The 19,768-nt window shown below is 64.9% G+C and carries 15 protein-coding genes; 5 read left to right on the top strand and 10 right to left on the bottom strand.

The features are described from left to right. Positions 1–126: 126 nt before the first annotated feature. The 4 genes from BN1119_RS02780 to BN1119_RS02765 are packed head-to-tail and all read right to left on the bottom strand — an operon-like array spanning position 127 to position 5,271. Positions 127–819 (bottom strand): response regulator, encoded by a 693-nt coding sequence (locus tag BN1119_RS02780; RefSeq protein WP_041993528.1) that lies wholly within the window; start codon positions 817–819, stop codon positions 127–129. A gap of 3 nt (positions 820–822) precedes the next feature. Then, positions 823–2,391, bottom strand: coding sequence for an ATP-binding protein (locus BN1119_RS02775; RefSeq protein ID WP_041993525.1), 1,569 nt, complete (start codon positions 2,389–2,391; stop codon positions 823–825). Between the two features lie 17 nt (positions 2,392–2,408). Further along, the gene (locus BN1119_RS02770) at positions 2,409–3,959 is read right to left on the bottom strand and encodes an NAD-dependent malic enzyme (RefSeq protein ID WP_041993522.1); all 1,551 of its coding nucleotides are present in this window, start codon (positions 3,957–3,959) and stop codon (positions 2,409–2,411) included. Positions 3,960–3,969: 10 nt separating this feature from the next. After that, positions 3,970–5,271, bottom strand: a complete 1,302-nt coding sequence (locus BN1119_RS02765; RefSeq protein ID WP_041993519.1) for a 2-hydroxycarboxylate transporter family protein — start codon at positions 5,269–5,271, stop codon at positions 3,970–3,972. A gap of 255 nt (positions 5,272–5,526) precedes the next feature. On the opposite strand from BN1119_RS02765, the gene slyA reads away from it, so the two are divergent. The 4 genes from slyA (at position 5,527) to BN1119_RS02745 (ending at position 8,692) form a co-directional block, all read left to right on the top strand. After that, positions 5,527–6,000 carry a transcriptional regulator SlyA gene (slyA, locus tag BN1119_RS02760; RefSeq protein WP_041993844.1) on the top strand — a complete coding sequence of 158 codons (474 nt, stop codon included), beginning with the start codon at positions 5,527–5,529 and terminating at the stop codon, positions 5,998–6,000. A gap of 3 nt (positions 6,001–6,003) precedes the next feature. Further along, positions 6,004–7,059, top strand: a complete 1,056-nt coding sequence (locus BN1119_RS02755) for an HlyD family secretion protein (protein WP_041993517.1) — start codon at positions 6,004–6,006, stop codon at positions 7,057–7,059. A 19-nt stretch (positions 7,060–7,078) separates the two neighbouring features. Beyond that, positions 7,079–8,128: a DUF2955 domain-containing protein gene (locus BN1119_RS02750; RefSeq protein WP_041993515.1), complete on the top strand. Its 1,050-nt coding sequence runs from the start codon at positions 7,079–7,081 to the stop codon at positions 8,126–8,128. 207 nt (positions 8,129–8,335) lie between these two features. Then, the gene (locus BN1119_RS02745; RefSeq protein ID WP_041993512.1) at positions 8,336–8,692 is read left to right on the top strand and encodes an MliC family protein; all 357 of its coding nucleotides are present in this window, start codon (positions 8,336–8,338) and stop codon (positions 8,690–8,692) included. Positions 8,693–8,765: 73 nt separating this feature from the next. Here BN1119_RS02745 and BN1119_RS19755 read toward each other — a convergent pair whose 3' ends face one another. The 6 genes from BN1119_RS19755 to BN1119_RS02715 form a co-directional block, all read right to left on the bottom strand. Next, the gene (locus BN1119_RS19755) at positions 8,766–8,936 is read right to left on the bottom strand and encodes a YqaE/Pmp3 family membrane protein (RefSeq protein WP_041993510.1); all 171 of its coding nucleotides are present in this window, start codon (positions 8,934–8,936) and stop codon (positions 8,766–8,768) included. A gap of 55 nt (positions 8,937–8,991) precedes the next feature. Beyond that, a complete protein-coding gene (nrdG, locus tag BN1119_RS02735; RefSeq protein WP_041993507.1) occupies positions 8,992–9,504 on the bottom strand; it encodes an anaerobic ribonucleoside-triphosphate reductase-activating protein in 513 nt (170 codons plus the stop codon). Positions 9,505–9,661: 157 nt separating this feature from the next. Continuing rightward, positions 9,662–11,779 carry an anaerobic ribonucleoside-triphosphate reductase gene (gene nrdD / locus BN1119_RS02730; RefSeq protein WP_041993504.1) on the bottom strand — a complete coding sequence of 706 codons (2,118 nt, stop codon included), beginning with the start codon at positions 11,777–11,779 and terminating at the stop codon, positions 9,662–9,664. Between the two features lie 469 nt (positions 11,780–12,248). After that, positions 12,249–14,255 carry an NAD-dependent DNA ligase LigA gene (gene ligA, locus BN1119_RS02725; protein ID WP_041993500.1) on the bottom strand — a complete coding sequence of 669 codons (2,007 nt, stop codon included), beginning with the start codon at positions 14,253–14,255 and terminating at the stop codon, positions 12,249–12,251. A gap of 99 nt (positions 14,256–14,354) precedes the next feature. Next, positions 14,355–15,449: a cell division protein ZipA gene (zipA, locus tag BN1119_RS02720; protein WP_041993498.1), complete on the bottom strand. Its 1,095-nt coding sequence runs from the start codon at positions 15,447–15,449 to the stop codon at positions 14,355–14,357. Positions 15,450–15,464: 15 nt separating this feature from the next. Beyond that, positions 15,465–18,836, bottom strand: a complete 3,372-nt coding sequence (locus tag BN1119_RS02715; protein ID WP_041993496.1) for an AAA family ATPase — start codon at positions 18,834–18,836, stop codon at positions 15,465–15,467. Positions 18,837–18,943: 107 nt separating this feature from the next. On the opposite strand from BN1119_RS02715, the gene cysZ reads away from it, so the two are divergent. Further along, positions 18,944–19,708, top strand: a complete 765-nt coding sequence (gene cysZ / locus BN1119_RS02710) for a sulfate transporter CysZ (RefSeq protein ID WP_041993494.1) — start codon at positions 18,944–18,946, stop codon at positions 19,706–19,708. Positions 19,709–19,768 lie beyond the last annotated feature (60 nt).

Below are 19,768 nucleotides of genomic sequence, written 5' to 3'. Positions count from 1 at the left end.
TCGCCCTGTTCGAGCACTCCCGCGCCGCCCTGCTCCCCTTATCGGGCGACCCCAGCTAGGTCAGGCCGGATAGCAAAAGGGGAGCCTGGGCTCCCCTTTTGCTATCCATGCTGTGCTAACGCCACCTCAATTGCCCCGACGCCAGTGGTAGCGCCGTTCGGGGCGGCCCCGCTGACCGTAGTTGAGATCCACGTCCAGCTTGTCTTCGGACTCCAGAAACTCCAGGTAACGGCGCGCCGTGGTGCGGCTCAAGGAGAGGCGCAGCGCCACCGTATCGGTGGAAAACGCCGTGTCCGGCTCGCCGGCCAGCAGTTCCAGCACCTGGCGCAGGGTGATGGCGTCGATGCCCTTGGGGGTATCGCGCACCTCCTTCGGTTGAATGCGCCCCTTGCCCATCAGCTTGTCCAGATCGCTCTGTGCCAGGGAGCCCCGCTCGCAGATGCGCCTGTGCAGGGTAAGGATCTCCTCCAGGCTCTGTTGAACCCGAAACAGCCGCAGCGGCTTGATGATGTAATCCTGCACCCCCAGGTTCAGGGCCTGCTGTATGGTCTCCACGTCGCAGGAGGCGGTCACCATGATGACGTAGGCCTCCCGATTGTGGCTGCGCAGCCGGTTCACCCACTCGAGGCCCGAGCCGTCCGGCAATGAGATGTCTACCAGCAGCAGCTGGGGTTCGGCCGCTCGCATCATGAGATCGGCCTGGGTCAGGCTCTCGGCCCGACCCAGCAGGGAAAATCCGGGGGTGGAGGAGACCAGCTCGGCCAGGATGGCACCGATCCGTTCGTCGTCCTCGATCACCAGGGTGAAAATGGGCGCCATGACTCACACCAATTGGTTTTTATTCAAGTAGATACCGAACAAGGTGGTCTGTTCGGCGGTGCGGCGCCATTCTATCACACCCCCTCGTCTGGCCACCGTCTCCTTGACCAGGAAGAGGCCCACCCCGTGATCCCCGGTCTGACGGCTCACCCCGTAATCGAACAGGTGATCCGCCAGCGCCTCGTCCACCCCCTCGCCGCTGTCTTCCACCTCGATCACCAGGCGGCGGCCGAAGTCGTTGATGGAGATAAGCACCCGCGGCGGACACTGCTTGCGCCTGGCCCAGGCGGCGCGGATGCCGTTGTCCAGCAGGTTGCCGATGAGGGTAATGAGATCCGCCGACACCGCCGCCGGATACTCCCCGAGCGCCGAATCGGGATCGAGCGCCAGGGTCACCCCCAGCTCCCGCGCCCGGCTGAACTTGCCGAGGATGAGGCCGGCCACCGGCTTGTCCTCGATGGCCCGCAGCAGATCCTGCAGCATGGTCTGGCACGCCTCGCTCTCCTGCTGGATCAGCTCCACCGCCTGATCCACGTGGCCCAGCTGCAGCAATCCGGAGAGGCTGCTCAGCTTGTTGGCGAACTCGTGGGTCTGGATGCGCAGCATCTCGGCGTATTGGCGCAGGTGAGTCACCTGCATGCCGAGGCTGCCGGTCAGCTCGGGGCGGCTGAAGATGAGCAGGCGGCCGGGCACCTTGCCCTCCACCGCCTGCCAGCGCCCCACGAACGCCTCCCCGTGCACGGTAAAACCGAACTCGGTCTCCACCTGGGTCACGGCGGGCGCCAGAGGCGGCGAGACCTGTGCCAGTGGCTGGCCCAGCAGGGCATGGCGCCCTGTACCCGGCAGGCGCAGCTGATAAAACGCGGCGCTGTTGAGCATGCGGATGCAGCCCCTGCTGTCCAGGGCTATCACCCCCTCCGGGATATGCTCCAGCACCAGATCCTGCAGCATGAAGCGATGGACGATGGCCTCGGGCTCGAGATCCAGCAGGGTGCGACGCAGCAGATGCTGCACCCAGAGCGCCAGCAGCAGGCCGCAGCCCAGCACGGCCAGGATGGCGCAGGCCAGCAGGGCGACCCGCTCCAGATAGATGCCCTCTACCGTCTGCATCAGGTAGCCCACCACCACGGCGCCCATGGTGCGACCATCCGGGCCGAGCACGGGGGCAAAGCAGCGAATGGCGGGCCCCAGGGTCCCCTCATCCTTGGAGCAGTAGCTGATCCGCTGGTTGAGGGCGGGCCAGATGTCGTCGCCGCGAAACCGGCCGCCGACTCGTTCCGGGGAGGGGTGGCTCAGACGCACCCCATGCTCGTCGGTCACCACCATGTAGGCGGCGTCGGTGCGGCTGCGGATCCCCTCCACATAGTCCCGCAGGCCCGGATCCCGCCCCTGCCTGAGGGCCTGCACCACCCGGGTGTCCGCCGCCAGCACCCGGGCCAGATCGCCGCCGCTCTCCTGCAGGTTGCTCTCCAGCAGGTGGCGGATAAAGAGGGCGAGCAGGCTGCCCAGGATCAGGATCAGCAGCAGTGACAGCCCGAGGGAGAGGGTGACCACTTGGTGACGCAGTTTCATCGATTAGCCTTGCAACATCAGGACGCGGACCAATAGTGCGGACGCCACCAGGTCTGGTCAATGAGGGGCGCGGGATCACCGTCAAAATCCGCCAATCCCTCCTCGCGGGCGGTGAGAGCCACGGCGCGAGCGACCGCGCGGGCCACCTCCCCCACCTGCTCGATGGGAGGCAGCAGGCGCCCGTCGGCAAGGGGATAGGCCCCCACCGCCCGCACCGCCGCCTGCAACATGCCATCACTGATGCGCCGCGCCTTGACCGCGCAGGCGCCAAGACCAATGCCCGGGAAGACATAGACGTTGTTGCACTGGGAGACCACTCGCGCCTCCCCGTCCACGGTGACGGGGGCAAACGGGCTGCCGGTGGCGAGCAGGGCTCGGCCATCTGTGGCCTGCCACACCTGCTCCGGCGTCGCCTCTGCGCTGCGGGTCGGGTTGGAGAGCGGCAGTATCACGGGGCGCTCGCACACCTCCCCCATGGCGCCAAGCACGGCCTCGGTAAAGAGGCCCCCCTGGCCGCTCACCCCGATCAGCACCCCGGGGCGCAGGCGGGCGATGAGTGCGGGCAAGGTATCGCAGGCTTCCGCCGCCGGACGGGCGAAGGGCTGCTGGGTCTGGGTCAGATTGGCCCTGTCCTGGCAGACCAGGCCATCCTGGTCGAACAGCTGTATCCGCTGTGGGCTGCCCGCCAGCTGCGCCAGCATGGCGGCGATGCCACAACCGGCAGATCCCGCCCCGACAATGAGCACAGGGGTGTCGGCCAGGGCAGTGCCCGCCTGCTGCAACCCCGCCAGCACGCAGGCGGAGGCCACCGCCGCCGTGCCCTGGATGTCGTCGTTGAACATGCACAGCTCGTCCCGATAACGGGCCAGCAGATTGGCGGCATGCTTGCCGGCGAAATCCTCGAACTGCAGCACCACCTGGGGCCAGCGTTTGCGAATGGCCGCCACCACCTTGTCCATGAAGTGGTAATAGGGCTCCCCATCCACCCGGTTGGCCTGCCAGCCGAGGTAGGAATCATCCTCCAGCAGATCCGGGTTGTTGGTGCCCACGTCCACGCACAGGGGCAGGGTGCGGGCCGGGTTGATGCCACCGGCAGCGCTGTAGAGCGCCAGCTTGCCGATGCAGATCCCCATGCCGCCGATGCCGAGATCCCCCAGACCCAGCACCCGCTCCCCGTCGGAGATGACGATGACGTCCACCTCCTGCTCCACCGAGGCGAAGATGGCATCCAGATCCTCCCTGTCGTGCCAGGAGAGATAGAGCCCGTGGCTGCGCAGATAGAGATCGCTGTGGCGCTGGCACGCCTCCCCCACCACAGGGGTGTAGATGATGGGCAAGAGCTCGGGCAGGTGGTGGCGCACCAGATCGTAGAACAGCACAGGGTTGTCCTCCTGCAGCTGGCGCAGCAGCAGATGCTGATCGAACGGGCTCTGCATGGCGCTGACCAATCGGTAGATGCGGCGCCGCTGCTGGGCCAGGGACTCCTCCTTGTGGGGCATGCGCCCCATCAGGCCTTGTCGCTTGCGTTCGGCGTAGGGCAGGCTGGTGCCCATCATGATGTCGTTCATGGTCTGTTCCTTATACCAGCAGCGAGATGAGCAGGGTGGCCAGGATCAACATGACGGCGCCCCCGAGACGAGAAGAGATCTGGGCGAACGGCATCAGCTTCATGCGCTGGGCCGCCGACAGCACGGCCACATCCCCCGTGCCCCCCATGTTGGCCATGCACAGACCGCCGGTGATGGCCGCCTCAATGGGATAGAAACCTATCATGCGCCCCACCAGGGCCGCGCCGAGGGCGCCGCCGACCACGGTCACCAGCACCAGCACGAAGTAGCTGACGGAGAAGGCGCTGATGAGCTCAGGGATGCTGGTATAGGCGACCCCGATCCCCACCAGCAGGGAGGGAGTGAGATTGGTAACCACGAACTGGTACCAGTCGGCGGCCGCCTGCTCGTAGCGGCGCGGCAGCAGGCCGCTCACCTTGACGAAGGCCACCGCCAGTATCATGAGGGCGAAGGGATGCATGGGGATGAAGTTGCCGAGCAATGAGCCCAGCACGAACATGCTGGAGCTGATGAAGAGCCCGAGTCCCAGGCTCTCCAGGGTCGGTGCATGGGCCTGTTCTTCGGCCACACCGACACTGCTCTCTTTCACCATCAGCTGGCCGTTGCCGGTCAGGGACGGGAAGCGGCGACCGAGGCGCACCAGCAGGGTGCCCACCAGAATGGCCAGGGTGTTGGCGATGACCACGGCGGGCACCATGCGCGAGAGCAGATCGGCGCTCGACATCTGCAAGGGGCCGGAGAGGATCTCCACCAGGGGCACGGCGCCCGCCCCCATGCCGCCACCCATGATGGGCAGACCGATGAGCAGCACCGCGTTCTTGAAGCCGTACCCCATCAGGGCGCCCACCAGACCGACGCTGAGCAGCGCCACGGCGACCCCACCCAGGATCACCGGCAGGTAACGCATGGCGGCGTTTTTCAGCAGGGCACTGCTCATCCCCAGCACGGAGCCCGTCACCAGGCTGGCGATGAAGAAGTTCAAAAAGCCCCCCTCCTTCATGAAACGGGTGATCACCTGACCCGCTTCGACCGGCAGCACCTGGTATTCGAACAGGGCGGCGCCGCCGAAGATGGCGAGTATGGTGCCGCCTCCCAGGTATTCACGGATGGGGTGGATGCGCTCGCCGAGCTCGCTTAGCAGGGTGCCGAGCACGAACATCAGCGCCAGGGCGCCGACCATGCCGAGCGGCAGTGAGCCGTTCCAGCCGGAGAAGAGAACGCAGGCGGCCAGCCCGAGGAAGATCATCATGGGCATGCCGGCGATCTGTTGGCTGCCCCAGGGGGCGGCTTTCGCAGTAGAGAGGCTTTTCATTGTTATGCTCCAGGGTGTGAGGTGGCGCTACTCTAGTGCCCCGCCCTCCGCCTGTCGGTTAGCCCGGCTGCAAAGGCATATAAAAACATTAAAACCTTAAACGCCACCCCCTCTGCCCGGCCGAGGCCGGACAGGCTGCCGCCCCCCTTGCCCGCCGTGACCCAGCGCCCCGGTAAACAAGATCTCGATCACACTATTTACTTAGCCTGCTAAATAAATATAATACTTAGCAGGCTAAGTAACAGGAGCGAGATGATGGTCAAGGATCTGGAGATGTTGCGCGAGTTGTCCCTGGCGGAACAGTTGTCCCGGCTCAGCCGGTTGTGGCGTACCGTGGCCGATCATGAGCTGGCCCCCCTGGGTCTGACCCATCCCCGCTGGACCGCGCTGTGGAAGCTCTCCCGCCTCGGGGGATCCCTCAGCCAGAAGAGCCTGGCCGATGCCCTGGAAATCGAGCTGCCCTCCCTGATGCGCACCCTGGGTCAGCTGGAGGAGCAGGATCTGATCGCGCGCCACTGCTGCCATCAGGACAAGCGGGCCCGCATCGTGACCCTGACCCCGGCGGGCAAGGCCCTGCTCGATCAGATCGAGGATCGCATCATAGGGGTGCGCCGGGAGCTGCTCGGCGGCATCAGCCAGCAGGAGCTGACCCGGTTCGAGGAGATCATTGCCCGCATCTCGACCAACGCCATCGACAAGCTGACACAACAGAGTGAAGAGAGAGAATAAAAGATGACGCCGGATCAACAATTTGCCCGCTGGATAAAATTTGCCATGCTCGGCTTCGCGGGGGTATTTGCCTACTTCCTGCTGGCCGACATAGAGATGCCCCTCACCCCCCAGGCCATGGCAACCCGGACCGTCACCCGCATCACCCCTCAGGTCAGCGGCAAGATAGTCGAGGTGGCGGTGAGCAATAACCAGACCGTCAAACGGGGGGATCTGCTGTTCGCCCTGGATAGCGAGCCCTTTCGCCTGGCGGTGGAGCAGGCCCAGCTCGCCCTGGATCAGGCCATACAGGACAACCGTCAGCTCGACGCCAGCCTGGACGCCGCCAAGGCGGATCTCAGCGCCAGCCTGACCGATCTCGCGCAAAAAGAGCGCGATGCCCATCGTCTGGAGACGCTGTTTGGCAAGAAACTGGTCTCCGCCCAGCAGCGGGATCAGGCCAACAGCGCCTGGCAGACCGCCCGCGCCAACCTGATGGCAAGCCAGGCGCGCCTGGACCAGATCAGGGTCAACCGCGGTCTGGCAGGCGCCGACAACCTGCGCCTGCGCCAGGCCCGCAACAAGCTGGCCCAGGCCGAGCTCAACCTCGCCTACAGCCAGGTGACGGCGCCCCAGGACGGCATAGTGACCAATATGCAGCTCAAGCAGGGCAGCTTCGCCGCCGCCGGCTCGCCCCTGCTGGCCCTGGTCTCGGACAAGGTGGATCTCATCGCCGATTTTCGCGAGAAGAGCCTGCGCAACGTCACGGCGGGGGCCAGGGCCCTGATCGCCTTCGACGGCAAGCCAGGCCAGATCTTCCAGGCCAAGGTCAGCAGTCTGGATGCCGGGGTCAGCGCCGGTCAGTTCGATGCCAACGGCCTGCTGGCCAGCCCGGTGGAATCGGATCGCTGGGTGCGTGATGCCCAGCGCCTGCGCCTGCACCTGACCCTGGATCAGATGCCCCAGGGCCTGCCCACCGGAGCCCGTGCCACCGTCCAGCTGCTGCCGGACAATGCCCTGACCGCGCTGTTTGCCCGCGGCCAGATCCGGTTGCTGAGCCTGCTGCACTACATCTACTGATGACGACCGGACGCGCATAATGGCAAGCACCCTGATCAATCCCACCCTCTGGCACAGGCCCCTGGCGGCCAACGAGCTGCGCCAATGCCTGCGCATCGCCTTCGGCAGCACCCTGGGCTTTCTGCTCTGCAAGCTGTTTGGCTGGAACTACGGGGTCTTCTTCACCGTGACCCCCATGCTGCTGCTCGGCATGATACCCGTGATGAACGGCCACGCCGCCCGCCAGCTCATCGCCGCCGCCGTGATGTGCGGACTGGAGGTGGGTTTGCTCGGCGGTCTGTTTGGCGCTCATCCCGCCCTGATGACCCCCGTCGCCTTCCTGCTGTTCGTCTATCGCTTCGCCGCCATGTCCCGGGGCAGCCTGTTTCTGTTTGGCGCCAACGGCGTGCTCAGTCTCAGCATCATGCTGCACTTTGCCAGCTACCCGGACACGGACTTGAACGATCTCATCTTCAGCAACCTCTGGGCCAGCGTGCTCTCCGTGCTCATCGCCTACCTGATGACGGCCCTGCTGCCGGACGTGGAGCCCAGACCCAGCCCAGCGAGCCCGCCCAAGGCGCCGCACCGGATGCGTCACGAGGCGCTGCTGGGGGCCGGGGTCGCCACCCTCTCCTTCCTGATATTCCAGATGTTCGACCTGCGCGACTCCATGTCCGCCCAGGCCACCACCCTGCTGGTGCTCTTCCCCATGCACTGGAACGGCGCCCTCGGTTATGCCAGGCGCCGGGCTATGGGCACCCTGCTCGGGGTCAGCTTCGGCATCCTGTGCCAGCTGGTGCTCTATGACTGGTCCGGGCAGCTGATCCTGGTCGCTCCCCTGCTCTGGCTCGGCGCCATGCTGTTCAGCCATGCCCATGTCAAGGAGGGGAGCGGCTCGGGAGTCGGTTTTGGCGCCCTTACCACCCTCGGCATCCTGTTCGGCCAGTATCTGACCCCGGGCAACGATCTGGTGTTCAGCGCCCTCTATCGGGTCAGCAGCATCCTCTTTGCCATCGTGGCCACCCTGCTGGCCTGCTACCTGCTGCACCACCTGCTTAACCGGTTCGAGGCGACCCGCTTCGGCCACTGACTACTGTGATGAGCCCATGGATGAGCTTGCTTTTTGCCCCGATCATCGGGGCTTTTTTTGGCCACAAGCCAGGCCCGGATCGAGGGGGAAACGTCACGACTCGACCAGGGGTTTGCCCCTGCCCCTTGCCTGAGCCGCCCGCTCTGTTAGGCTTTACCCCAAGTGATGGGTTCAGTCGAACCTATACCGCACCATGGAGTCTTCATCGTGATATTTCTGCGCTTTTCTCTGCCGGGCGCCCTGCTGCTCGGCCTCGCGGGCTGTGCCCCGGCTCCCCACTCCCTCACCGTCACAGGTGGCGCCCCAATAGCCTATCAGTGTGCCAACGACCAGAAGGTGCAGGTGAGCTACTACGCCCTCTCTGACGACAGCCTCAACTTCATCAAGCTCGCGCTGCCCAATGGCAAGGATTACACCCTGCCCCAGGTGGTGTCTGCCTCTGGCGCCCGCTATACCGATGAGCACGAGGCCGTCTGGTGGAACAAGGGGAACGAAGGCTTCGTCGAGGTGAGGGGCGAGCAGGGTGAATGGCAGAGCGCCTACACAGACTGCAAGCAGCAATGAGCCCAAGGGCCCACGGACAGCAAAAAGGCCAACCCCCGGGTTGGCCTTTTCGTTGCTTCTGCCCTGTCGTGGCTCAGGCGCGTTTGTCCGTCACCACCAGCCAGAGCGCATGGACCATGCCGGGCAGGCCGCCGAGCAGGGTCAGCACTATGTTGATGAGGAAGTGGAGGCTGAAGCCCACCTGGATAAAGGCGCAGACAGGGGGCAGAAAGATGGCCAGCAGGATCTTGAGCAGATTGTTCATGGCGTTCCTTATGAAAGAGCGATTCGGGTTGGCCTAACCATAAACATCCCTGGCCTCAACTGCAAACCTGACAGGGGATCCGCTCCCCCTGTTGCGCCCGCCAGAGCGCGAGATCGTGAATGATCTGGTTGCTGCTGCCGCGCCAGAGCAGGCCGGGGTCCGCCAGCCCTTTCTCGAACTTGCCGTCCACCAGCACATCCAGTAAGCAAACCAGCTCGCGCTGGGCCGGGCTGAGATCTGCCAGCAGATAGCCGGTCCAGCACCAGATGTCCTTGCCGGGGCACTCGGCCCGCACCCGCCGCACCAGCGCCAGCACATGCGGCACATTGGCGGGGTGAAGCGGATCGCCGCCCGAGAGCGACAGACCTCGCCGCTTGATGCGCGAATCCTTGAGATCCCTGATGACGCGATCGCTCATGGCCTCATCGAACGGCTTGCCGCCGTCGAGGCGCCAGGTGATCTGGTTGTAGCAGCCCGGGCACTGGTGCTCGCAGCCCGAGACGAACAGGGTGGCCCGGGTGCCCGGGCCGTTCACCACATCGACCGGGTAGTACTGGTGGTAGTGCATCTTCTCTCTCTATTTCAGCCCCCTCATCCCCAGCCCTTCTCCCGCAAGGGGAGAAGGGAGCTGATCGTCGCCAACAGCTCCTCGATCGGCCCCCTCTCCCCTAGGAGAGGGGGCCGACTTGCCCCTTGTTAAGGGGAGGCTGGGATCCGCTCTGGACTCACATATGCTTGACCCGGCGCTTCACCTCTTCCTGCTTGCCCGCATTGAAGGGGCGCGCATCCGGGCTGCCGAGGTAGCCGCACACCCGGCGGGTCACCGACACCTTGGCCGGATCGTGGTTGCCGCAGCGCGGGCAGGTAAAGCCCTTGGAAGTGCACTCGAACTCGCCGGTGAAGCCGCAGTCGTAGCACTCGTCTATGGGGGTGTTGGTGCCGTAGTAGGGCACCTTGTCATAGCTGTAGTCCCAGACGTTCTCGAGCGCTTCCAGGTTGTGTTGGATGTTGGGGTACTCGCCATAGCAGATGAAGCCGCCGCTGGCGATGGGTGGATAGGGCGCCTCGAAGTCCAGCTTGTCGTAAGGGTTCACCTGCTTCTCCACGTCCAGGTGGAAGCTGTTGGTGTAGTAGCCCTTGTCGGTCACCCCGGCCACCACGCCGAACTCCTTGGCATCGATGCGGCAGAAGCGGGTGCAGAGGTTCTCGCTCGGGGTGGAGTAGAGGCTGAAACCGTAGCCGGTTTCCTCCTTCCACTCGTCGGTGGCCGCCTTGAGCCGCGCTATGATGGCGATGGCCTTCTGGCGCAGGGTCTCGCTGTCGAACAGATGAGTCTGCGTGCCGAACAGGGCGTTGATGGTCTCGTGCACCCCGATGTAGCCGAGCGAGATGGAGGCGCGGCCATGTTTGAAGATCTCGCTGACGTTGTCGTCCGCCTTGAGGCGCACGCCGCAGGCCCCCTCCATGTAGAGGATGGGGGCGACCCGCGCCTTGACGCCGTCCAGTCGCTTGATGCGATACATGAGCGCCGTCTTGGCCACCCGCAGTGCCGCATCCAGCTTGTCCCAGAAATCCGCCTCGTCGCGGGATTTGAGGGCGATGCGCGGCAGGTTGAGGCTCACCACCCCTATGTTGTTGCGCCCTTCATGAATGAGCTCGCCATTCTCCTCGTAGGCACCGAGGAAGGAGCGGCAGCCCATGGGGGTCTTGAAGGAGCCGGTCACCTTCACCACCTGGTCATGGTTGAGGATGTCCGGATACATCCGCTTGGAGGCACACTCCAGCGCCAGCTGCTTGATGTCGTAGTTGGGATCCCCCTGCTTGTGGTTGAGGCCATCCTTGATGGCGAACACCAGTTTCGGGAAGACGGCGGTCTTCTTGTTCTTGCCAAGGCCGGCGATGCGGTTGCCGAGGATGGCGCGCTGGATGAGGCGCGACTCCCAGCTGTCGCCGAGGCCGAAGCCGAAGGTGACAAACGGCGTCTGGCCGTTGGCGGTGTGCAGGGTGTTGACCTCGTACTCCAGGGACTGGAAGGCGTCGTAGCACTCCTTCTCGGTGCGAGCCATGGCGTAGGCATCCACGTCGCTGATGCCCCACTCCTCGGCCACTTCCCTGTGCTTCTGCCAGCTGATGGTCACATAGGGAGCCAGCACCTCATCGATGCGGTTGATGGTGGTGCCGCCATAGATGTGGCTCGCCACCTGGGCGATGATCTGGGCGGTCACGGCGGTGGCCGTGCTGATGGATTTGGGGGTGTCTATCTCCGCATTGCCCATCTTGAAGCCGTGGGTCAGCATCCCCTGCAGGTCGATCAGCATGCAGTTGAACATGGGGAAGAAGGGGGAGTAGTCGAGATCGTGGAAGTGCAGATCGCCGCTCTCGTGGGCCTGCACCACCTCCCGGGGCAGCATGTGGCTGATGGCGTAGTGCTTGGCGACGATGCCCGCCAGCAGGTCGCGCTGGGTCGGGATCACCTTGGAATCCTTGTTGGCGTTCTCGTTGAGCAGGGCCGCGTTGGTCTGCTCCACCAGGCCACGGATCTCCTGGGCCAGCCGGCCGCGGGCCTCGCGGGCCTGATCCCGGTCGTGACGGTACTCGATGTAGGCGCGGGCGATGGCCTTGTCGTCGGAGGCCATCAGATGGTTCTCGACCCGGTTCTGGATCTCGTGGATGTCCACTTCTCCCCGCCCTTCCAGCTCCTGGCTGACGGCGGCGGCAATGCGCTCGGCAAGCGCCGGGTTGCCCTGATTGACCGCTTCCGCCGCCCGGCTCACCGCCTCGGCGATCAGCTGGCCATTGAATGGTGCGCGACATCCATCACGTTTGATCACAACCGGTTTCATCTCTTATCCCCGCAAAAATGGTCGTATCGGGTCGACCCGATGAGCGATGCCAGCCCACCCGGCTCACGAGGGCGAGGCGGGGCCAGCCGGGCCTCTGACCCTGGCTGGCATCTGGCAGATGCTGGCGTTATCCACAGCTTACAAACACAATATATAGGTGATTTTTTTCTTTAATTCCCTATATGTTGTGGCTATTAGGCCCCAAAGCCGGTTCCGCTTTCTTGATCCAGAACAGGTTTTCCGCCAGCTGCTCAGTTCGAAATCAGACCCAAAAGGGTTCAGACTACATCCAGGCCAGACCCTGCTTGGCCCAGGCGCCGATCCCCCTATCGCGCTTTTTCCAGGCCTTCCCTTGTGCGTCGTGACGGCGCCATCCTGTCACCCCCTGTCGTCATTCCTGCTCCTGCGGCCAGCAGAAACAACAGACCCGGCCTGGGCCGGGTCTGTTGTCATAGTGAAGAGAGGGAGATCAGGACTGGAGCGCCGCCTGCAGCTCTTCTTCGGTCCAGATGGTGATGCCAAGCTCCTGGGCCTTGGCCAGCTTGGAGCCGGCGGCCTCCCCTGCCACCAGCACGTCCGTCTTGGCCGAGACCGAGCCCGCCACCTTGGCCCCCAGCGCCTGCAACGCCGCCTTGGCGTCATTGCGCGAGAGCTGGGTGAGGGTGCCGGTCAGCACGAAGGTCTTGCCGGCGAAGGGTTGCTCCCCTGCCTCCTTCTTCTCGATGGCGGGCCAGTGGATACCGGCCGCCAGCAGGGCGTCCAGCACCTCCATGTTGTGGGGCTGGCGCAGGAAGAAGTAGACGTGCTTGGCCACCACGTCCCCCACGTCCGGCACGGCCAGCAGCTGCTCCACGCTCGCCTCCCGCAGCGCCTCTAGGGTGAGGAAGTGGTTGGCGAGGTTCAGCGCCGTCGCCTCCCCCACCTCGCGGATCCCCAGGGCAAACAGGAAGCGGGGCAGGGTGGTGCTGCGGGCCTTGTCGATGGCCGCCACCAGATTGAGGGCGGATTTGGGCCCCATCCGCTCGAGGCCGGCCAGCTGGATGGCATTGAGGCTGAACAGGTCCGCGGGGGTCTTGATCATCCCCTTGTCCACCAGCTGATCCACTATCTTGTCCCCCAGGCCATCCACGTCCATGGCGCGCCGCGCCGCGAAATGCTTGATGGCGGCGGCGCGCTGGGCCTCGCAGAACAGGCCGCCGGCGCAGCGGGCCACTGCCTCCCCTTCCAGCCGCTCCACCGCCGAGCCGCACACGGGGCACTCGGTCGGGAAGAGGATAGCGCGGGCATCAACTGGGCGCTTCGCCTCCACCACGGCCACTATCTGCGGGATCACGTCCCCCGCCCGGCGCACTATCACGGTGTCGCCGATCATAACGCCGAGACGCTCGATCTCGTCGGCATTGTGCAGGGTGGCGTTGGAGACGGTGACGCCGCCGACGAACACGGGCTTGAGCTTGGCCACCGGGGTGATGGCACCGGTGCGCCCCACCTGGAACTCTACGTTCTCAAGCTCCGTCATCTCCTCCTCGGCCGGAAACTTGTGGGCGGTGGCCCAGCGCGGCGCCCGGGCCACGAAACCCAGCTCCTGTTGCAGCGCTATGTCGTCCACCTTGTAGACCACGCCGTCAATTTCATAGGCCAGCTCGCCGCGGCGGGCCAGGATGTCGTCGTGAAAGGCCTGACAACCGGCCGCCCCTTCCATCAACTTCACCTCTGGGCTGAGCGGCAGCCCCCAGGCCTTGAGCTGATTGAGACGAGCGAAGTGGGAGTCCCCCAGCTCGTCGCCGCCGACCCCCACGCCGTAGGCATAAAAACTCAGGGGACGGCTCGCCGTGATGCGGGAATCGAGCTGGCGCAGGCTGCCGGCGGCGGCGTTGCGCGGGTTGACGAACACCTTCTCCCCGGCGGTCAGGGCTTTCTCGTTCATGGCCGCGAAGCCGGCCCTGGGCATGAAGACCTCGCCGCGCACCTCCAGCCTCGCTGGCCAGCCGCTACCCCGCAGGGAGAGCGGAATGGCCTTGATGGTACGCACGTTCTCGGTGATCTCCTCCCCCGTGGTGCCATCCCCCCGGGTGGCGGCCTGCACCAGCTGACCGTCCACATAGAGCAGGCTCACCGCCAGGCCATCGAGCTTGGGCTCGCAGCAGAAGGTGAAGGTCAGCTCCCGCTTGAGGCGATCCTTCATGCGCTGCTCGAACGCCTGCAGCTCCTCGCCGCTGAACACATTGTCCAGGCTCAGCATGGGGATCTCGTGGCGCACCTGCCTGAAGGCCGAGAGTGGCGCACCGCCGACCCTGGCACTGGGGGACGAGGGGGTCTTCAGCTCGGGGTGCTCGGCCTCGAGGGCGATCAGCTCGCGCATCAGGCGATCGTATTCGGCGTCCGGCACAGTGGGGTTATCCAGCACGTAATACTGGTGGCCGTAGTCATTAAGCAGTTCACACAGCTGGCTGTGGCGGGAGAGGGGCTCGCTCATGAAAAAGTCTCGAAGTGTGATGAAAAATCCAGGCCGGGGCAGAAACAAAAATGCGGCACCTGGGTACCGCACTCTTGCTCTTGCAGACCCCGGGGAGTCTTAGTCGCGGCCCGCCTCGAAGGCGGCCAGCTCGCGGCGATAACGGGCTATGGTCTCGTCGCTCAAGGGGCTGCGCTCCATGTCGGTCAGCATGGCATCCAGATCGCTGGCCAGCTGATCGGCGGCCTGCAACATGTGTTCGAAGGCAAACGCCACATTGCTGCGCAGGGGCAACTGCATGAAGAGGGACACGCCCGGGGTGCTGAACTGCTCCATCCGGTAGGGATTGAAGGTGCCCGGCTTGACCATGTTGATCATGGAGAAGAGCACCTCGCCACGACCATCCAGCCCCTCGTGGCGGTGGAAGATGTCCATCTCGCCAAACTTGAACGCCAGGGATTGCAGGGAGGCAAGCAGGGCGGCCCCTTGCAGCTCCTGACCGGGACGGGCCATCAGGTTGATGACGTAGACATCCTGCCAGATTTTCTCTACCGGGGCGCGTACCGGCTCGGGCTCGTCATAGACGGGGGCCTGAACGGGGGCGACGCGTTCGCTCCGGGTCTCGATCTGGGGTGCTCGTTCGGCGACGGGCTCGGCAGCCTGACGGGGTTGGGCCCGGGGCGCCTCGCCAAAGCTGAGGCCGCTGGTGTAATCGGGCTCGCTCTGGGGCTCATCGTCGAACGGCTGCATGGCAGGTTCGCGCTGGGGACGGGAGCGGTAGACCGGGGTGCGACGATTGACCTGGGCAGGCTTGCGCTGCGGCTCGGGAGGCACTGTCTCCAGCACAGGCTCCTCCATCTCCTCTTCCTCTTCATAGGCGGGAGGGGGGGCGACCGGGCGAGCGACGGGTTTGCGCGGGGCGGGCGGCGGCAGCTCGTCCTCATCCTCGTCATCGAGATACTGGCTGCGCGGGACGGCTTCGCTCTGCAGCTTGGGTTCGGCGCGGCGGCCAGCACTGACCACGCGCACCTGACCGATGCCATCGCTGTCGAAGGCATCGCTGTCACGATCCCGTGTTTTGCTGTCCATCCGGTTCAAGGGTTTCTCCTTGATCGGGGACTGACGATTCTTCCTGTTGCTCCACAACCCGTGAATGAGCAATGCCGCAATGGCAATCCCGCCCAAGGCGACCAAGATGTAACGCAATTCCTGCATTAGCTGCTTCTCTTTCTAGTTTTGCTCAGCCAAAGCGACGGCTTCACCGATATCGACCGATACGATGCGAGAAACCCCGGGCTCTTGCATCGTTACGCCGACCAGTTGTTCGGCCATCTCCATGGAGACCTTGTTATGACTGATATAAATGAACTGTACTGTGCTCGACATCTCTTTGACAAGAGAACAGAAGCGACCGACGTTCACTTCATCGAGCGGAGCATCCACCTCATCCAGCATGCAAAATGGCGCCGGATTGAGTCTGAAGATGGCAAAAACCAGCGCCAGCGCGGTCAAGGCCTTCTCCCCCCCGGAAAGCAGGGCAATGGTAGCATTCTTCTTGCCCGGAGGTCTTGCCATGATGCTCACCCCTGCCTCCAAAAGATCGTCGGAGGTGAGTTCCAGCCAGGCACTCCCGCCCCCAAACACCTTGGGGAACAGGGATTTTAAATCTTCATTGACCTTATCGAAAGTGTCACGGAAGCGTATTTGTGTCTCTTTATCAATTCTTTTAATGGCTTGGCTCAAGGTTTCCAGCGCCTGTTCGAGATCCTGACACTGATCTTCCAGGTACCCGGCCCGGCTCTTCGCCTCTTCATATTCCCCGAGGGCGGCCAGGTTGATGGCCCCCAGCGCCTCCACCTGCCCCTCCAGGGTCTGGATCTCCTGGCGCAGGGCGGTGCGGTTGGCGGCGATCAGCGCCGCCTGATCGAGATCGATCAGGCGCACCCCCAGCTCCTCGAGCTGCTCGTGCAGCCCCTGCCTGCGGGTGAGATTGCGCTCGCGCTCCAGACGCAGCTGGGCCAGCTGCTCTTGCAGGGTCACCATCTGCGCCCGATCCCGGCTGCGGGCCTGCTCCAGCTCGGCCAGCTCCTGATCCAGGCGGGCGATACGCTGATGACAGGCCAGTTGGGCCTCTTCGAGGGCCCGTTGCTCGCCGAGCAGGGGCGACAATTCCTGACTCTCCTGCGGCTGCGGCGCCTTGAGCTGCGCCAATTCCAGCCCGAGTCGGGCCAGTTCCTGCTCTCCCAGGGCGATGAGCTGGCTCAGGTTCTGTTTTTCCAGCAGCAGGCGCTGGCATTGTCCCTGCTGCTGCTCACGGCGCCCCCGTGCCGCCTCCAGATCCTGCTCGGCCCGCTGTGCCTGTTCCTCGAGCAGGCGCCGCTGTGCCTGCTGTGCCTCCCCCTGGGCCAGATGTTCCTGCCACTGGGCATCGGCCAGCTCGTGGGCCTGGGTGAGGGCTTCGCCGCGGCTGGCCTCGGCGGCCTGCTCGGCGTCGAGGCGACTCAGCTCTTCCCCGAGCTGGCCCAGGCGCAGCAGACGCTCCTGACGCTGGCCCTGCTGCTGGCTCCAGGCTTCCCGCAGCTGCTGCCACTGCTGCTCCTGCTCGCGCAGGGCACGCTGGCTCGCCTCAACGGCGCCGTGCAGCTGGGCGCGATCGCCATCGGCTCCCCCCAACTCGGCATTCAGCCGGGCCAGCGCCTGTTCCCCTGCGGCCAGCTCGGTGTGCAACCGCTCACGTTCTCCCAGCAGCGCCAGGGTGCCGAGGGCGCCGCCCTGACCGAGATCGGCCCAGTTGGGGCCAAACCAGTCTCCCGCCGGGGTCAGTACCGACTCACCGGCCAGGAGCGATGGCTGGCGGGCCAGTGCCGCCTGCCTGTCATCGGCCAGCCAGATGACGTTGAGGAAGGCGGGGATGTGCTCCCCCTCCAGCCGGGCCGCCAGGGTGCCTGGCACCGCTGGGTGGGCAGGGCCTATCCAGAGCCCGTCTTGCGCCAGGTTGCACTCATCCCCTGGCTGGGCGGTGAGCCAGCGCCCGAGCACCTTGTCCAGGGCCTGGGCCCACTCGGGGGCGACCTGCAGCCGGTCCGCCAGGGTGGCCCCCGCCATCTGCTCCCCCAAAATCTGATCAAGGGTGGCGAGGCGGGCACCGAGTTCCCGCAGCAGACCGCCCTGGCGATCCCGCTCTCCCTTGAGGGCCTCGTGGCGGGTCACACCGGCCTGCCACTGCGCCTCCAGCGCCTCATGACGGGCCCGGGAGAGCGCCAGCGCCTCCGACAGGGCATCCAGTCGAGGCTGCAGATCCGGCTGCTGGCCGAGGGCATCCCCCTGCGCCTCCTCGAGCTTGAGGCGGGCGAGCCGGGTCCTGGCCTGCAACTCCTGCAGACCCTGTTGCTGGGTGCGGATCTGGTTGAGCTGGGTTTGCAGCTGCCCCTGACGCTGCTGCCACAGCTGTTGCCGGCCCCTGGCCCCCTCGAGGGCCTCGCTCGCCGCCAGTCGTCGAGCCTGCTGTTCGGTGAGCAACTGCTCACACTGCTCGAGGCGGGCCTCTTCCTGCTCGGCGCTCAGGGCAAGGCTTGCCTGGGCCTCATGCTGCTCGGCCAGCCGCCCCTTGAGCCCCTCGATCCGCTCGCTCAGGGCGCCATGGCGAGCCTGCCAGTCGCGGCCCAGCTCGTCTCGGTGCAGTTGCTGCTGCTCAAGCCGGGCGATGGCCTGGCCGCCGAGGAAGAGTTGCTGCTGACGCGCCGTCTGCTCGGCCTGGGCCTCCTGGCGGGCCACCGACAGACCGATGTGACGGCTGTCATCCTGGCTGCGTCTGGCATCGAGGGCGGCGATGGCAAGCTCCACCTTGCCCAGCTCCTCCTTGGCCTGGGCCAGCCGGGTCTCCAGCGCCCACAGCTCGGAGCCGATGAGCTCGGCGCGGGCGGCGCGCGAGCGGCTCTTGAGCCGGGTGTAGCGTTCGGCGGTCTCGGCCTGGGATTTGAGGTGTTCGAGGCGCGACCCCAGCTCGCCGCGAATGTCGCCGAGGCGCTCCAGGTTCTCCTGGGTGTGGCGGATGCGCAGCTCGGTTTCCCGACGCCGCTCCTTGTAGCGGGAGACCCCGGCGGCCTCCTCCATGAACAGCTTGAGATCGGCGGGGCGCGACTCCACCAGCCGGCTGACGGTGCCCTGCTCTATGATGGCGTAGCTGCGCGGGCCCAGGCCCGTGCCGAGGAAGAGGTCGGTGACATCCTTGCGGCGGCACTTCTGGCCGTTGATCTCGTAGTGGTTGGAGCCGTCCCGCAGCACCTCCCGGCGCACCGAGATCTCGCTGAAGCGGCCAAATTCACCGGGCACCCGGTTGTGGGGATTGTCGAACACCAGTTCGACCGAGGCGCGGCCATGGGCGCTGCGGTTGAGGGAGCCGTTGAAGATGACGTCGGTCATGTTCTCGCCGCGCAGATGGCGGGCCGAACTCTCCCCCAGCACCCAGCGCACCGCGTCGATGACGTTGGACTTTCCGCAGCCATTGGGCCCCACTACGGCGGTCATGTCGGCACTGAGCACTATCTTGGTCGGCTCGACAAACGACTTGAAGCCGGCGAGCTTGATCAATTTCAGACGCATGGAGGCCTATATCCGGGCTAAATAGTGGGGAGGCGGGCTGGCGACTTTACCAAATCAACGGCTTGTTTGTAATATGCAGGCTGTTTCCTGTCACGGATGGAGCTCAGATGAGCCAATCACGCCCCCTAGTCAAAGACTCTATCAGCGGTGCAGACTACTTCCTGCGCGGTTTCTCGCTGATCCGCCAGCCGGGGATCCGCACCTTCGTGCTGATCCCCCTGCTGGTCAACTTCGTGTTGTTTGCCGGTGCCTTCTACGCCCTCTTGCTGCAACTGGACGGCCTGTTTGCCTGGTTGCACCAGCAGATCCCGAGCTGGCTCTCCTGGCTCGATTATCTGCTCTGGCCCATCGCCCTGCTCACCATACTGGTGGTCTTCTCCTTCCTGTTCAGCTCGGTGGCAAACTGGGTGGCCGCCCCCTTCAACGGTCTGCTGGCCGAGAAGGTGGAGCAGCAGCTCACCGGGCAGGCCAGCGCCGAGACGGGCATGCTCGACATCGTCAAGGATGTGCCGCGCACCTTCGGCCGTGAATGGAAGAAGCTCAAATACTATCTGCCCAAGGCGATCGGCTGCCTGATCCTGTTCCTGATCCCCGTGGTCGGCCAGACCCTGGCCCCCCTGCTCTGGTTCCTGTTCAGCGCCTGGATGATGGCGATCCAGTATGTGGATTATCCGTTCGACAACCACAAGATCGACTTCATCACCATGCGCGATGCCTTGAAGCAGCGCCGCGGCAAGTGCCTGAGCTTCGGCGCCCTGGTGACCCTCTTCTCCGCCATTCCGGTGGTGAACCTGTTCGTCATGCCGGTGGCCATCTGTGGCGCCACCGCCATGTGGGTGGATCAGTACCGGGATGAACAGCTCGGACGCTGAGGCGATGACGACATGAGAAAAAGAGGGGGCGACAGCCCCCTTTTCATTACTTAATCTAAT

Source organism: Aeromonas bivalvium, from assembly GCF_000819765.1.
GTDB lineage: Bacteria > Pseudomonadota > Gammaproteobacteria > Enterobacterales > Aeromonadaceae > Aeromonas > Aeromonas bivalvium.
This window is presented reverse-complemented; position numbering and strand designations above follow the sequence as displayed.

Coding starts and splice junctions, on each gene's coding strand:
- BN1119_RS02765 (WP_041993519.1), bottom strand. CDS start 5,271: ATGAAAAGCCTCTCTACTGCGAAAGCCGCCCCCTGGGGCAGCCAACAG.
- BN1119_RS19755 (WP_041993510.1), bottom strand. CDS start 8,936: ATGAACAATCTGCTCAAGATCCTGCTGGCCATCTTTCTGCCCCCTGTC.
- BN1119_RS02755 (WP_041993517.1), top strand. CDS start 6,004: ATGACGCCGGATCAACAATTTGCCCGCTGGATAAAATTTGCCATGCTC.
- zipA (WP_041993498.1), bottom strand. CDS start 15,449: ATGCAGGAATTGCGTTACATCTTGGTCGCCTTGGGCGGGATTGCCATT.
- BN1119_RS02715 (WP_041993496.1), bottom strand. CDS start 18,836: ATGCGTCTGAAATTGATCAAGCTCGCCGGCTTCAAGTCGTTTGTCGAG.
- nrdG (WP_041993507.1), bottom strand. CDS start 9,504: ATGCACTACCACCAGTACTACCCGGTCGATGTGGTGAACGGCCCGGGC.
- slyA (WP_041993844.1), top strand. CDS start 5,527: ATGGTCAAGGATCTGGAGATGTTGCGCGAGTTGTCCCTGGCGGAACAG.
- BN1119_RS02750 (WP_041993515.1), top strand. CDS start 7,079: ATGGCAAGCACCCTGATCAATCCCACCCTCTGGCACAGGCCCCTGGCG.
- BN1119_RS02780 (WP_041993528.1), bottom strand. CDS start 819: ATGGCGCCCATTTTCACCCTGGTGATCGAGGACGACGAACGGATCGGT.
- ligA (WP_041993500.1), bottom strand. CDS start 14,255: ATGAGCGAGCCCCTCTCCCGCCACAGCCAGCTGTGTGAACTGCTTAAT.
- BN1119_RS02775 (WP_041993525.1), bottom strand. CDS start 2,391: ATGAAACTGCGTCACCAAGTGGTCACCCTCTCCCTCGGGCTGTCACTG.
- BN1119_RS02770 (WP_041993522.1), bottom strand. CDS start 3,959: ATGAACGACATCATGATGGGCACCAGCCTGCCCTACGCCGAACGCAAG.
- cysZ (WP_041993494.1), top strand. CDS start 18,944: ATGAGCCAATCACGCCCCCTAGTCAAAGACTCTATCAGCGGTGCAGAC.
- nrdD (WP_041993504.1), bottom strand. CDS start 11,779: ATGAAACCGGTTGTGATCAAACGTGATGGATGTCGCGCACCATTCAAT.